At 68.9% G+C, this 14,099-nt stretch carries 11 protein-coding genes; 8 read left to right on the top strand and 3 right to left on the bottom strand.

What is annotated here, in order from left to right:
* Positions 1 to 224: 224 nt before the first annotated feature.
* The 3 genes from VHB27_RS15755 (at position 225) to VHB27_RS15745 (ending at position 2,832) form a co-directional block, all read left to right on the top strand.
* Positions 225 to 1,655, top strand: a complete 1,431-nt coding sequence (locus tag VHB27_RS15755) for an amidohydrolase family protein (RefSeq protein ID WP_325602125.1) — start codon at positions 225 to 227, stop codon at positions 1,653 to 1,655.
* Positions 1,652 to 1,942, top strand: coding sequence for a hypothetical protein (locus tag VHB27_RS15750; protein ID WP_325602123.1), 291 nt, complete (start codon positions 1,652 to 1,654; stop codon positions 1,940 to 1,942). Before VHB27_RS15755 ends, VHB27_RS15750 begins: the two co-directional genes overlap by 4 nt.
* A 251-nt stretch (positions 1,943 to 2,193) precedes the next feature.
* Positions 2,194 to 2,832 carry a hypothetical protein gene (locus VHB27_RS15745; protein WP_325602120.1) on the top strand — a complete coding sequence of 213 codons (639 nt, stop codon included), beginning with the start codon at positions 2,194 to 2,196 and terminating at the stop codon, positions 2,830 to 2,832.
* A gap of 25 nt (positions 2,833 to 2,857) precedes the next feature.
* Here the strand turns inward: VHB27_RS15745 and VHB27_RS15740 are convergent, their stop codons facing one another.
* Complete coding sequence (locus tag VHB27_RS15740) at positions 2,858 to 5,710, bottom strand: FAD-dependent oxidoreductase (RefSeq protein WP_325602118.1); 2,853 nt, start codon at positions 5,708 to 5,710, stop codon at positions 2,858 to 2,860.
* Positions 5,711 to 5,781: 71 nt separating this feature from the next.
* On the opposite strand from VHB27_RS15740, the gene VHB27_RS15735 reads away from it, so the two are divergent.
* The gene (locus tag VHB27_RS15735) at positions 5,782 to 6,792 is read left to right on the top strand and encodes an LLM class flavin-dependent oxidoreductase (protein ID WP_325602116.1); all 1,011 of its coding nucleotides are present in this window, start codon (positions 5,782 to 5,784) and stop codon (positions 6,790 to 6,792) included.
* Positions 6,793 to 6,835: 43 nt separating this feature from the next.
* Here VHB27_RS15735 and VHB27_RS15730 read toward each other — a convergent pair whose 3' ends face one another.
* Entirely contained in the window at positions 6,836 to 8,113 is a 1,278-nt protein-coding gene (locus tag VHB27_RS15730; RefSeq protein ID WP_325602114.1) for an MFS transporter, read from the bottom strand.
* A 331-nt stretch (positions 8,114 to 8,444) separates the two neighbouring features.
* Here VHB27_RS15730 and VHB27_RS15725 point away from each other — a divergent pair, with 331 nt between their 5' ends.
* The 3 genes from VHB27_RS15725 (at position 8,445) to VHB27_RS15715 (ending at position 10,641) form a co-directional block, all read left to right on the top strand.
* Positions 8,445 to 9,299, top strand: coding sequence for an LLM class F420-dependent oxidoreductase (locus tag VHB27_RS15725; RefSeq protein WP_325602112.1), 855 nt, complete (start codon positions 8,445 to 8,447; stop codon positions 9,297 to 9,299).
* The gene (locus VHB27_RS15720) at positions 9,296 to 10,231 is read left to right on the top strand and encodes an LLM class flavin-dependent oxidoreductase (protein WP_325602110.1); all 936 of its coding nucleotides are present in this window, start codon (positions 9,296 to 9,298) and stop codon (positions 10,229 to 10,231) included. Before VHB27_RS15725 ends, VHB27_RS15720 begins: the two co-directional genes overlap by 4 nt.
* Positions 10,232 to 10,299: 68 nt before the next feature.
* Positions 10,300 to 10,641, top strand: a complete 342-nt coding sequence (locus tag VHB27_RS15715; protein ID WP_325602108.1) for a DUF6481 family protein — start codon at positions 10,300 to 10,302, stop codon at positions 10,639 to 10,641.
* Between the two features lie 245 nt (positions 10,642 to 10,886).
* Here the strand turns inward: VHB27_RS15715 and VHB27_RS15710 are convergent, their stop codons facing one another.
* Positions 10,887 to 11,993 (bottom strand): enolase C-terminal domain-like protein, encoded by a 1,107-nt coding sequence (locus VHB27_RS15710; RefSeq protein WP_325602106.1) that lies wholly within the window; start codon positions 11,991 to 11,993, stop codon positions 10,887 to 10,889.
* A 185-nt stretch (positions 11,994 to 12,178) separates the two neighbouring features.
* Between VHB27_RS15710 and VHB27_RS15705 the strand changes: the two genes are divergently transcribed.
* A partial coding sequence (locus VHB27_RS15705) for a xanthine dehydrogenase family protein molybdopterin-binding subunit (RefSeq protein WP_325602103.1) occupies positions 12,179 to 14,099 on the top strand: 1,921 nt, incomplete at its 3' end.

Here is a 14,099-nt window from a genome sequence, read left to right as displayed (position 1 = left end):
GCGGTGGTGCTCCGACAGGAAGGCGGCGGCGCAGGCGCCGGCCATGCCGGCGCCGATGACGGCGATGTCGAATTCGGCCGGCATGGCATGCTCCGTTTTGGCCGCGAAAACGAGGCCTTGTACCGTGCCGCCCGATCCGGGCAAAGCCCTTTCCGCACCCCTTGCGGGGGGCTTCGGAACGGGTAACGATGCGCCGGCTTGGCAGCCAGGAGGGGGAACCGGCCATGATCGACCTGATTATCCGCGGCGACACGGTCGTCACGCCCGGGGGCGTGGGCGCGTATGACATCCTGATTTCAGGCGAAAGGATCGCCGCCATGGCGGCGCCGGGGACGATCACGCCGCCGCCCGGCGCCAGGGTGATCGACGCCGGGGGCAAGATCGTGATGCCGGGCGGGATCGATCCGCATGTGCACTGCAAGTGGCACATGCCCGCCCCGGCGGGGGAGCCCGCGACGCTGACCGCGGGGCCCGAGGTCGTCGGCAAGGCCGCGGTGCATGGCGGCACGACGACGGTGATCGATTTCACCCGCGCGCAGGACCAGGCAACGGTGCAGAAAAGCATCGAAACCCGCGAGCAGGACTGGAAAGGCAACTGCGCCTGCGACTACGCGACGCACCTGATGGTCGAGGGCGCACTGCCGGTCGACCTGCCGCCCCAGGTCGCCGAGGCGATCCAGGCCGGCTTCCCGACCGTCAAGATCTTCACCACCGACATCACCCCGAACCGCAAGGGCCGCATGGTCGATTTCGGCGATATCTGGGAGATCTTCCAGGTGCTGGCGGCGAACAAGGGCCTGGGCGTCATCCACTCGGAAGACAACGATATTGTCATGCATATGTATGGCAAGCTGATCCGCGAAGGCCGCACCGGGTTCGAGAACATGGCGGAGGTGCACAACACCCTGTCCGAGGACGTGTCGTTCCGCCGCGTCATCCGCTTGGCGGAGAAAGTGCCCGGCACCGCGCTGTACATGATGCACACCTCGGCCGCGACGGGCGTGTCGGCGATCCGCGAGGCGCGGTCGCGCGGGACGCCGATCTATGGCGAATCCCTGCATCAATACATGCTCTATACTTACGAGGACTATAAGAAGCCGAACGGGCAGATCTATCACACCTACCCGTCGCTGAAGGGGGCCGAGGACCACGCGGCGCTGTGGCAGGGCACGCTGGAAGGCGCGATCAACTGCGTCGCCACCGACGAGATCTGCTGCACCCTGAAGCAGAAGATCCAGGGCGTGCGGATCGACGACACGACGGGCGGCAACGCCGGCGTGCAGCCGCGGGTGCCGCTGATGTATACCGAGATGGTCGGCAAGCGCGGCTACACGCTGAACCGTTTCGTCGACCTCGTATCGTCGAACGCGGCGAAGATCATGGGCCTGTACCCGCGGAAAGGCGCGCTGGCGGCCGGGTCTGACGCCGATATCTGCGTGCTGGACCCGGCGGACAAGCGCGTGGTCAAGGCGTCGGAGATGCACGAGGCCGACTACAGCCCCTGGGAAGGCCGCAAGATGGAGGCCTGGCCCTGCCTGACGGTGCTGCGCGGCAAGGTCGTCGTGGAGAACGGCGTCTACAAGGGCGGCCTGGCCGACGGCAAATGGCAGCACCGCAAGATCGCCGACGAGATGCTGACCGCACCGCGGCTGTGACGGATGCGGAGCTGCGCAACCTGCTGACCGACTGCCTGCGGCTTTGGGCGGTCGCGGGAACGGTCACGGTCCGCGACTCCGGCCTCGCGATCGAAACACCGGACGGCACGTTCACCGTCGCTCGGGCCGACGCCGCGCTGCGGCCGGTGCGGTGGTTCTACGCGACCCCCGAACGCACCGCCGCCGGCCGCCCGCCTCGGGCCGCACCGTCGATCGTGGCGCTGCTGTCGGCCCTGCGGAACGCGATGGGCGGGGAGGGGGGAGACCGGCTGCGGGTGGGTGGATAGAGGCACGGTTGGAATGGAAAACCTGCCGAGATGCTGCTATATATGGGCTTCAGGAGGTCCTTCGATCATGTCGAAACCGGAGGCGAGCGCCATCCGATCCATGCAGCAGCCTGCCAGGGCGATCCCTCAGGGCTCCCGCCGTGTCTTGAAACCCGGCGACGTCCCCGCCGTGGTCGGGCGCGGCCGCTTTACCGTGCGGCAATTGAAACGTGCCTTGGACATCGCGCTCCATGGCCAGACGACCGAGGCGGATGGCAAAAGCCACACCTCACGCTGATTATCACACCAGCGTTTTCGTCAACTGTCCCTTCGACCTCGAGTATCAACCTATTCTCCACGCAATCGTATTCGCAATCATGCATTGCGGCTACACGGTTCGCTGCGCGCTGGAAGCCGAGGACACGGGAACGCCCCGAATCGATCGCATCTACTCGATCATCGAGGCGTGCCGTTTCGGCGTGCATGATATCTCCCGCGTGGAGCACGATTTGATCAACGCCTTGCCCCGTTTCAACATGCCCTTCGAACTCGGCCTATTTCTTGGGGCCAGGCGGTTCGGGCCGCCAAGCCAGAGATCGAAGCAATGTCTTGTCCTGGAGGCGGAGAGGTTCCGCTATCAAAAATTCCTTTCGGACATTGCCGGGCAGGACATTCGGCAGCATGGCGGCGATCCCACCAAGGCAGTCGGCGCCATCCGAGACTGGCTCGTTTCGATGCGTCCGAAATCAGCCAAATTGCTACCTGGCGCGAAGGCGATCATGCATCACTACCAGGACTTCGTCCGCAACCTGCCGGCGGCTTTGAAGGCGCTGGATATCGAGCCCAACGAATTGGGCTTCGTCGATCGTGCCCACATGATGGCGCTGTTCCTGGAAACGCGGGGACTCTGAGCTTCCGAACAGCGTAATGCGGAACCTACCCAAACCGCTCCAGCCGATACCGCGGATCGATCGCCTCCCCGCGCAGCACCGCCGCCGCCGTCAACTGCCCGACCGCCGGTCCCAGCGTGTAGCCGTTCGCCGTCACCACGTTGAAGAAGCGTGGCAGTCCCGGCGCCTCTCCCAGCAGCGGCGCACGGTCGATCGACGGGTTGATCCCCGTCCACGACCGGATGATCGACAGCGACTTCACCACCGGCAGCGCGCGTTCGCACACCCACAGATTGCCCTCGATATTCTGCCGTAACGTCCGCGTGCGTCCCGTCTCCGCGTCGAACGCGCCGAACCAGCCGCCGCCGATCAGGAAGCTGCCGTTCGCCTGCTGCTTCAGCGACAGGTGCCGGTTCGCGACCGCCACCAGGTGCTGCGTCATTGCCGGCACGGGTTCCGTCACGATCACCTGCTGCACCGTCCCCGTCACCGGCAACGCCAGCCCCACCATACGGCCGACCCGAGCGGCCCAGGGACCGGTGGCGTTGACGACGGTGCCGGCGGTGACGGTGCCCTTGCTCGTGGCCACGCGCCACGCCGTCCCTTCGCGCGTGATCGCCCGCACCTCCGCCCCGCGCAGCACGCGTGCGCCATGCCGCCGCGCCAGCGCCAGCAGCGCCATCATCCCGCGCAACGGGTCGCCGTAGCCCTCGGCGGGGACGTAGTCGGCGCCGATCATCCGTTCCGACAGCGCGGGCGCAAGGTCGCGGAGTTCGTTATGGTTCAGCACGTGGCTTTCGATGCCGACGCGGTTCTCCAGCGCCGATTTCCGGCGCAACCAATCCAGCGCCGCATCCGTCTCGGCCAGCATCAGGCCGCCATTCGTGCGGATGCCCAGGTCTTCGCCGACCGCGGCGCCGATCTCTTTCCACAAGGCGATGCTGCGGGGCGCGAGCGGCAGCGTGTGCGCGGCGGGACCGCCATCGGGCGGGGTGGCGTCGGTGAAGTCATAGGACAGCAACTGCACGTGCAGGCTGCCGGCATTCGCCGTGCTGGCCGCCATGGCGGCTTCGTCGCGGTCGATCAGCAGCACGTCGGCGCCGTCGCGTGCCAGGAAATAGGCGGTCGACAGGCCGGCGACGCCGCCGCCCACGACGACGATGTCGGCATGCCGCTCTTCCACTGGCAGGACGGGCAGGGGATGCAGCACGGCCTTGGGGGCCGGATCGTCCAGCAGCGGCGCGGTGAATTCCGGCGCCTCATGCATCAGGGGCGCGGCGGGCACGGGGCGCAGGGGCGCGCGCGGCGCGGCAAAGCCCTCGGCGTCCGGCGCGCGCGGGCACATCGCGGCGATCGTGGCTGAACAGAAACGACCCTGGCAGCGCCCCATGCCGGCGCGCGTCGCCTTCTTCAGCGCGGCGATCGACGTCAGCCCGTTCTCCATCTCCTGCCGAAGCCTGGCAGCGGAGACCTCCTCGCAGCGGCAGATAATGGTTTCGTTGGAGACGGGACGGGGTTCGACCGAAAACACCTCCCACAGCGCTGCCTGGAACGCCTGCGCCTGCTTCAGCGCCGGCCGGTCCGTCAGGTCGGCCGCTGAGGCATGCCCCAGGTCGCGCGCCGCCGCGCGCCCCGCCAGACGCCCCCGGATCTCGGCCACGCGCGCGCCGCCGAACGATGCGCCATCGCCGACCGCGAAGACCGGGGGCAGGCTGGTGCGTCCGTCTTCGTCCGCGATCGTCGCCAGGAACCCCCGCGCACCCCGGTCCACGAACCGGTGCGCTGCCCCCAGCGCCCGGGCCAGCCCGGTTTCCGGCTGGAAGCCGATATTGGTCGCCACGATGTCCACGTCCCAGCGCCGCCCGCCGGCGATCGCCGTCTGCACCCGCCCGTCGCCTTCCAGGTGATCGAGCCACGTCCCCCACAGCACCGGCACGCCGGCGGCCTTCAGCCGGGCCAGCATCGACCGTCCCTCGCGGGCAAGGTCGGGCGCGACCCAGGCCATGCGCAGCAGGGCGCGGGCGGAGGCGATCCCCGGCCGTTGCGCGCCCTCCAGCACCGCCACCGGCTTGATCCCTGCGGCCAGCAATTCGCAGGCGAGTTGCAGGTTCAGCGGCCCGTTGCCGGCGATCAGCACCCGTGCGCCGGGGAGCACGCGCTGGCTGCGCACCAGCGTCTGCAACCCGCCGGTGGTCAGGACGCCGGGCAGGGTCCAGCCGGGCACCGGGTTCGGCGCCTCATGCGCGCCGGCCGCCAGGATCAGGCGCCGGGGCCGGAAGGTCACGGCCTGGCCGCGCACCAGGGCGGCGATCTCGTCCGGCGCGAAGGCGCCCCAGACGAGCGAATCGGTCTCCACCGTCACGCCGGCGGCCAGGGCGCGGGCGCGCAGGGACGCCCCCAACGCGAACTGCGCGTCGGGGGCACGGTCGGCGTGGCTCGGCGCGAGCGGCTTGCCGTATTGCCCGCCCGGCGCGTGGCGTTCGTCCAGCAGCACGACCGAGGCACCCGCCTCGGCGGCCGCGGCTGCCGCCGACAGGCCGGCGACGCCGCCGCCCACCACCAGGACGTCGCAGATCCGGTCCTCGGCGGCCGGCGGGGCAGGGGCCTCGGCGAGCACGCGCGGGAAGCCGCTCTCGACGGCCAGGCCGTCCGCCGCCTGCGTCATGCAGGCGCGCTGGCCGATCCGGCCGTCGATCGTGACGACGCAGTCCCAGCAGGCGCCCATGCCGCAATGCAGGCCGCGCGGCGCGCCCGACGGGGTGTGGCGGACCGTGGTGATGCCGGCGGCGGACAGCGCGGCGGCGATCGTCTCGCCCTCCAGCGCCTCGATCCGGCTGCCGTCGAAGGTGAAGCCGATGGGACGGCCGACAGGGTGTATAGACGGATGGTTCAGGCGCATGGGCGGGACTATGCCATGCTTGACAGCGTCCGACACCCTGCCACCCTGCCGAAAAACCAGGAGGACGAGCCATGCGCTTCGGGCTGATCATACGCGGCCAGTATCCGATGGGCGACGACATGCGGGTCCGGCTGAAAGAGGACCTGGACGCCGCCAGGTTCGCCGAGGACCTCGGCTACGACGTCGTCGCCAAGGGCTCGCACTACAGTTCCTATCCGTTCCAGTACATCCAGCAGATCCCCTATCTGTGCCAGGTGGCGCAGGTCGCGCCCAAGCTGCGGCTGTGCCCGGGCGTCGTGCTGCTGCCGCTGCACTCGCCGCTGCACGTGGCCGAGGAACTCGCCTCCCTGGACGTGATGTGCGACGGCAAGCTGATCTTCGGCGCCGGTATCGGCTACCGGGAGGTGGAGTTCAACGCCTTCAATACGACGCAGAAACACTCGGGCAAGCGGTTCGAGGAATGCCTGACCGCGGTGAAGCGCCTGTGGTCGGAAGATTTCGTCGACATGCAAGCCAGCTACTTCAAGCTGGACCATGCCAACTGCACGGTCATGCCGGTGCAGAAACCGATGCCGCCGGTCTGGATCGGTGCCAACGCCAATGTCGGCATCCGCAGGGCGGCGCGGATGGCGGATGCGTGGTTCATCAATCCGCACAACAAGATCGATACGATCGCGGAGCAGATGGACGTCTACAAGCGTGCGCTGGACGACTGCGGCAAGCCGTTCCCCCAGGAGCTGCCGATGGCGCGGGAGCTGTTCGTCGCCCGCAGCCGCGACGAGGCGATCCGCCTGGCGAAGCCGTATCTCGAAGCCAAGTACAAGGCCTATCGCGACTGGGGCCAGGACAAGGTGATGCCCGCCGGCGATCATTTCGATCTCGATTTCGAGGACCTGATGAACGACCGGTTCCTGTTCGGCTCGCCGGCCGAGGTGACGGAGCAGATCCTGGTGCTGAAGCGGCGCTTCGGCGTCAACACGCTGATCTTCGGCATCCATTGGGTCGGCATGCCGGCGAAACTGGCAATGGATCAGATGCAACTGATCGCCGAGGAGGTGTTCCCGGCGGTTCGCGCCGCCTGAACCCGGCCGCGGCGCCGGACGGGCGCCGCGGCCAAAGGAGCGTTCAGGCCTGGGATGGGAGGGGGGTGACCGCCTCCGAGCGGATCGGTTCGGCGGGAATGCCGACGACGTACATCGCCGAGGACACAAGCCCGATCGCGCCGGCCACCAGCAGGGCGGGGGTGAAGGACCCGGTGGCCTGCACGATGAACCCGGTGATCGTCGGCGCCAGCGCACCGCCGATGAACCCGCCGAAATCCATGATCGCGCCCATCGAGGCGGCATAGACCGGCGGCGCGCAGGCCGACGAAAGCGCCCAGGACGTTCCCGACGAACTCAGCGAGAAGAACATCGTCACCGAGATGCTGACGACGGCGAGCAGGTTGCTGGGCGTCTCCGCCGCGACGATGGTTCCGGCCGACATGACCACCATGCCGATCACGGTCAGCAGCTTCCGGCTGCCGATCGTCGTCATGCCGCGTTTCGCCAGCCGATCGGCCAGCCAGCCGCCGCTCATGCTGCCCAGCAGCCCGAACAGGAACGGCACGGACGCGACGAGGCCGGTCTTGGGAATGCTCATGTGGCGCTGGATCTCAAGATAGCCGGGCAGCCAGGCGGTGAACATCCAGCCGACATAAACATTCCCAAAGAAACCAAGTATCAGCCCCCATGTCGCGCGGAAGCCGAACAGCCGCGACCATCCCGCGGCGTGCAGCGATTGCGTCTCGGGCGCGCCGCCTTCGCCGTAGAGATAGTGGTGGTCGTTGGGCGCCAGCGCGTCGGCGTCCAGGTCGCGATACACCCCGTACCAGACGCCGGCGAAGATGAAGCCGATCACGGCCATCAGCATGAACATCCAGCGCCAGCCATAGATCAGCATCACCGGCGTCAGCAGCGCCGGCGCGATCGCGGTGCCGAAAGACGACGCGCCGTTCCAGATGCCGACGCGCAGCGCCTGGTCGGTTTCATGATACCAGTCCTTGGTGACGCGTGAGGCGGTGGGGAAGACCGGTGCCTCGCCGACGCCCAGGAAGGCGCGGGTCAGGATGAACTGCAGGTAGCTGCCGACGAACCCCGCCGCGCCCTGCGCGATCGACCACACGATCAGCGCCGCCACCAGCACGCGGCGCGGCTTGACGTGATCGACGATCGGCCCCGCCAGCAGAAGGCTGAAGGCATAGGGCCACAGGAACGCGGACAGCAGCACGCCCATCTCGGCCACCGAAAGACCCAGGTCCTGGCGGATCAGCGGGTTCGCGACCGCGAGCGTCCCACGGTCCATGTAGCTGACCGTGCAGATCAGGAAGATCAGCAGCAGGTTGATGTTCTGCGTTCTCCGCATGCGCGGCGAACACCCCGCACGTCTCGTGCTCGACATGACAAACCTCCCATTATTATCCCGTTTAGCCGTCGGGTTTGCGTATGCGGGGCCTGCACGGACCGGAAGCAACGATTGCGGCGAAAGGCCTTGGTGCCAAAAACTCCGCACCCGCAGAGGATGCTTCGGGGAAAGCGTGGCGGGCATGAAAGATTTTTAATCTGCGAGCACTTTTGTATCACCTGTGCCCATCCGGGCACCGAACCTCCGTGCCGTCCGCGCGCTTGACGGACACGGGCGCGCCCGGTCCACTTCAGCCACAGTCCATTTCGGCGATCCAATGGGGGGAAGCAGGATGAAAATCGGCGGTGTGATGTTCTTCACGGCGGATTCGATGCAGCCCGCCGACCTGGCGAGGGCCATGGAGGACCGGGGTTTCGAATCCCTCTGGGTGCCGGAGCATACCCATGTCCCGCAGACCCGCCTGTCGGAATACCCCGGCGGCGGGCCGCTGCCGCGGCCGTATTACGAGATCTACGACCCGTTCATCGCGCTGAACACCGCCGCCGCCGTCACCACGACGCTGAAGATCGGCACCGGCATCGCGCTTCTGGTCCAGCGCGATCCGATCGTGACGGCGAAGATGGTGTCCTCGCTCGACCAGGTCTCGAAGGGCCGGTTCCTGTTCGGCGTGGGCAATGGCTGGAACCGCGACGAGATCGAGAACCACGGCACCGTGTTCGCCACCCGCCACAAGCTGGCGCGGGAGCGGATCGAGGCGATGATGAAGATCTGGACCAGCGACGAACCCAGCTATGACGGGGAGTTCGTGAAGTTCGGCCCGATGAGCCAGTGGCCGAAGCCGTTCCAGAAGCCCTATCCGCCGGTGATCGTCGGCGGCGCCTATCCCCATGCCGCCCGCCGCGCCATCCGCTACGGCAACGGCTGGATCCCCCGCTCGGACCGGCTGGAGGACGCCGGCATCGGCGTCGTCATCAAGCAGTTCCGCGACATGGCGACCGAGGCCGGGCGCGACCCCGCCAGCCTGCCGATCACCATCTTCCGCGTCCCCGACGAGATCCCCAAGCTGCGCTATTGCCAGGAGATCGGGATCGACCGCGTCGTCTTCAGCCTGCCGGCCGAGAAAGCCGACACGATCCTGCCGATCCTCGACCGCTGGGCCGCGGTGAAGCGGGACCTGGGCGTATGACGGCGCGCATCGGCTATCTGCTGCCGACGCGCGAGCAGATCATGGAGGGCCGGCCGGAAACCGCCCCGCTGCTCCATCTCGCCGCCCAGGCTCGGGATCACGGGTTCGACTCCGTCTGGGTCGGCGACTCGCTGACGGCGCGGCCCCGGCACGATCCGCTGACGCTGCTGGCGGCCGTCGCCGGCCGTGTGCCGGGCCTGACGCTGGGGACCGCCGTGCTGCTGCCGGCGCTGCGCAATCCGGTGCTGCTGGCGCACCAGGTCGCGACGCTGGACCAACTGGCGGAGGGGCGGCTGATCCTGGGCGTCGGCCTGGCCGCCGACCGGCCGAACATCAGGGCGGAGTTCGCCGCGGCCGGGGTGCCGTTCGAGCAGCGCATCGGGCGGATGCTGGAAGGGCTGCGGCTGTGCAAGGCGCTGTGGTCCGGGCAGCCCGTGGACTGGGACGGGCGCTGGCAGATGGCCGGGGCGGTCGTCGCCCCCACGCCGGCCCGTTCCGGCGGGCCGCTGCTGTGGATCGGCGGCAACCTCCCTGCCAGCCTGGTCCGAGCGGGGCGGCATTTCGATGGGTGGTTCCCGATCGCGCCGTCGGCGCCGGCGTTTGCCGAGGGGCTGCGGACGGTCAAGCGGGTCGCGGCGGAGCACGGGCGCGATCCGGCGGCGCTCAGTGGGGCGATGTATCTCACGATCTCGCTGGACGACGACGCGGCGCGGGCGGAGGACCGGCTCAACCGGTTCCTGGAGGCCTACTACGATGTCCCGGCGGCGCAGACGCGGCGGCGGCAGGCGAGCTATTGCGGGCCGGCGGAGGGGCTGAAACCGTGGCTGGACGCCTATGGGGCGGCAGGCGCGTCCCACCTGGTCCTGCGCTTCGCCGGCGACCACGCGCACCACCTCGCGCGTGTTGCAAGGCTGCTAGACCGCGGTTCGTAGTTCCAACCGGACGCCAATCGCTGTATTGGCACGCGGCTTCAGACTGAGAGAGAGACCAACCCGGACCCATGGCTGCAAATACCGGCTCTACGTTCAAGGACCGCCGCGATGCCTCGCAGGCGGCCCGTCAGGCGATGCTCGAACGCTTCAAGTCCCGTCCTTCCGCCGACGATCCGACAGTCCAGGCCAGGCAGGCGGAGCTGATCGCCATCGCCGAGGCGCGGGACGTCCGCACCGCCGAGAGGAAGGCCGCCAAGGCCGCCGAACTCGCCGCGCAGGAGGCCGCCCGGAAGGCCGCCGAGGAGGCCGCCGCGGCCGAGGCGCGCGCCAAGGCGGTGGAACTGCGGGCGCAGCAGAAGGCAGCCCGCGATGCCGCCTATGCGGCGCGCAAGGCGCGGAAGAAGCGGTAGGCACGGAAAGAGCGACAGGCTATCCGGCCGCCGCGGCTGGCCGAGGCAGAAGGCCGCAACGGGGCCCGCGATGCCGCTGCCGTCCGGCGTCAGGCAGGACGTCCGCCCACTGACGTCCGTTCACTGACGTCCGCCCATTCGGGCGCAACTCGCCTTACCCACGTCACGGCCCGGCTCGACCGGGCCATGACGGGAAGGCGGCGAGCGCCCGATCCTGCCAAGCCGGCACCGCCCCGTCTCGCCGGCTATCGCAGCACCGCCTCGGTCTTCCGCCTGATCAGCTCGAAATCGATCTGCCCGCCGATGCCCGGGTCCGTCGGCGCATGCATCAGCCCTTCCGCGTCCGGCGCCAGGTCGCGCACCATGCCGTATTTGTGCGCCCCGTCGGGCAGCAGCACCTCCCACATCGTGGTGTTCCGCAGCGCCATGCAAAGGTGCAGGTTCGCCAGGTTGTTCAGCGAATTGCCGGAGTGGTGGACCTCGTAGCGCAGCCCGAACGCCTCGGCGAGGTGGGCGGTCTTCAGCATCGTCGTCAGCCCGCCTTTGTTCGGGATGTCGCCGCGCAGGTAGTCGGTGGCCTTCTCGGTCAGCCAGATCGGGTAGGTGTCCAGGCCGCCGGCCGGGTATTCCGTCGCCATGATCGGGATGTCCAGCTTCTGGCGCAGCTTGACGTAGCCGTAGATGTCCTCGTCCGCCAGCGGGTCTTCGTACCAGTAGAAACCAAGCTCCTCGATTGCCCGGCCGACCCGGAGCGCGTCGATGAAATCATACGACCAGGTGGAATCGAGCATCAGCCGGTAGTCGTCGCCGACCGCCTCGCGCACCGCCTGGCAGACGCGGATGTCGTGGTCGGGATCGCGCGGCGGGTGGATCTTGTAGGCCTGCCACCCCGCCGCCTTGAACGACAGCGCCTGCTCCACATACGCCGACGCATCGGGCAGCACCTGGGAGCTGGCATAGGCAGGGATCGACGTCCGATACGTCCCCATCAGCGCATGCACCGGCAACCCCGCGATCTTGCCGCCGAGGTCCCACAGCGCCGTGTCCACCGCGCCGATCACCCGGTAGCTGACGGAACGGTTGACCAGCCGCATGCCGGCGTGGATGCGTTCGCGTTCCAGCGGGTCCTTGCCCATCAGCATCGGTTTCAGCGACCGGATCAACTGGGGACCGTCCATCGAGGCCGGGTTGCTGGCCGACCCCAGGAACGCATGCCCCGCCAGCCCCGCGTCGGTGCGGATGGTCAGCAGGCCGAGATTGCTGCCTGACTGGGCGGTGGAGCCCTGGTGGTATTTTGTTTCCGGAATGTTGTCCCAGGTGAAAATCGTCAGGGAGACATCATCGATTTTCATGGTGGTTTCCTTTTTCTGGACACCCCTTTGGGGGCGTTTCCCTTGGTTCCCGGACGGATGTTCGCACGGACGGGGGGCTGGTTGAAGCGTGGCGGCCCGTCTTGCCTCCCCTTGCCGGGTCTCCCCTTGCCGGCCGCCCGCGCTCAAGGCCAAACTCCCGGCAGGAGCAGTCCAAGGACAACGATATGAACGACGTCTCCGGCATCGGCGCCGCGCCACGCCGCCGCGAGGACGCCCGCTTCCTGGTCGGGCAGGGGCGCTATCTCGACGATATCGCGTTCCCCGGCGCCGCCCACGCCGTGTTCCTGCGCGCCGTCCACGCCCATGCCGTCCTCAACCGCCTCGACACCGCCGCCGCTGGGTCCATGCCCGGCGTCCTCGCGATCCTCACCGCGCAGGACGCCCGAGACGACGGCCTGCGGCCGCTGCGCCCCACCGTGGAAGCCAACGTCCAGACCAGCGAACCCTTCCGCTTCCTGCCGCAGCCGCTGCTGGCCCGGGACCGCATCCGCTACGCCGGCGAGCCGATCGCCGTCATCGTCGCGGAAACCCGCAACCAGGCGATGGACGCCGCCGAACGGATCGGCCTCGACGTCGATCCTTTGCCCGCCATCGCCACTGCCGAGGCCGCGCTTGCCCCCGGCGCGCCGCAGCTTGCGCCGGAGGTGCCGGGCAATCTCTGCATGGACTGGCGCTGGGGCCGGACGGCAGAGGCCGCCGCCGCGATCGCCGCCGCGCCGCATCGGGTGACGTTGCGGCTGAATAACCATCGCGTCGTCACCAACCCGATGGAGCCGCGCGGCGCCGTCGGCGTCTATGACGGCCGCTACACGCTGCATGTCTCCAGCCAGAACCTGCACGGCAACCGCGACGTCACCGCCGCCGCGCTGGGCGTCGATCCGTCCCAGGTTCGTTTCGTCGCACACGATGTCGGCGGCGGCTTCGGCGCCAAGAACTTCTGCTACGCCGAATACGCCCTGCTGCTCTGGGCCGCGCGGCGCACCGGCCGCGCGGTGAAATGGATCGCCACCCGGTCCGAGACGTTCCTCGCGGACCACCAGGCGCGCGACCAGGTGGCGACGGCGACGCTGGCGCTCGATGCCGACGGGCGCTTCCGCGCGCTGCACGTCGAGAGCATCGCCAATCTCGGCGCCTACATGGCCGGCGGCGCCGGCGGCGTGCAGACCAACCAGTTCCCGCACCTGCAGGGTGGGGTCTACGCCATCCCGGCGATCTCGCTGCATGTCCGCGCCGTGCTGACCAACACCACGCCGATCGGCGTCACGCGCGGCCCCGGCTTCGGCGAGGCCGTCAACATCATCGAGCGCCTGATCGACGCCGCCGCGCGGCAGACCGGGCTGGACCGCGTCGCGCTCCGCCGCCGCAACTTCGCGGGACCGATGCCGGCGGCCAACGCGCTGGGCTTCGTCGTCGACAGCGGCGATTTCCGCGCTGCCTTCGACCAGGCGCTGGACCGCGCCGACCTCCGCGGCTTCGCCGAACGGCGACGGCGGAGCGAGGCGGCGGGTCGCCGCCGCGGCATCGGCTTCGCCTGCCACATCAAGGGCACCGGCGGCTCCCCGACCGAGAACGTGGACATCCGCTTCGAACCCGACGGCAGCGTCTCGCTGCGGACCGGCACGCAGACGATCGGGCAGGGGCACGAGACGACGATGCCGCAGATCCTCGCCGACCGCCTGGGCCTGCCGAACGCCGCCATCCGCCTGTGCCAGGGCGACACCGACCTGGTCCCGATCGGCGGCGGCCATGGCAGTTCGCGCGCGACCTATATGGGCGGGACGGCGATCTGGCGGGCGTCGGAGACGATCGTCGAAAAAGGCCGCCGCGCGGCCGCACGCGTCCTGGAAGCCGCCGAGGCCGATATCGAGTTCCATGACGGCGCCTTCCGGGTCGCCGGCACCGACCGGCGGATCGCGCTGCTGGACCTCGCGGCGCGGGCGCCCGGCGCGCTGGACACCTATCACCGCTGGACGCGGGAGGCGATGACCTTCCCCAACGGCACCCATGTGGCCGAGATCGAGCTCGACCCCGAAACCGGCCGCGTGACGCTGGAGCGGCTGACGGCGGTCGACGATTACGGCGTGG

The organism is Rhodopila sp., assembly GCF_035548235.1.
Classification (GTDB): domain Bacteria; phylum Pseudomonadota; class Alphaproteobacteria; order Acetobacterales; family Acetobacteraceae; genus Rhodopila.
Note: the sequence above shows the minus strand (reverse complement) of the source record. Positions and strands in the feature narration are given on the sequence as shown.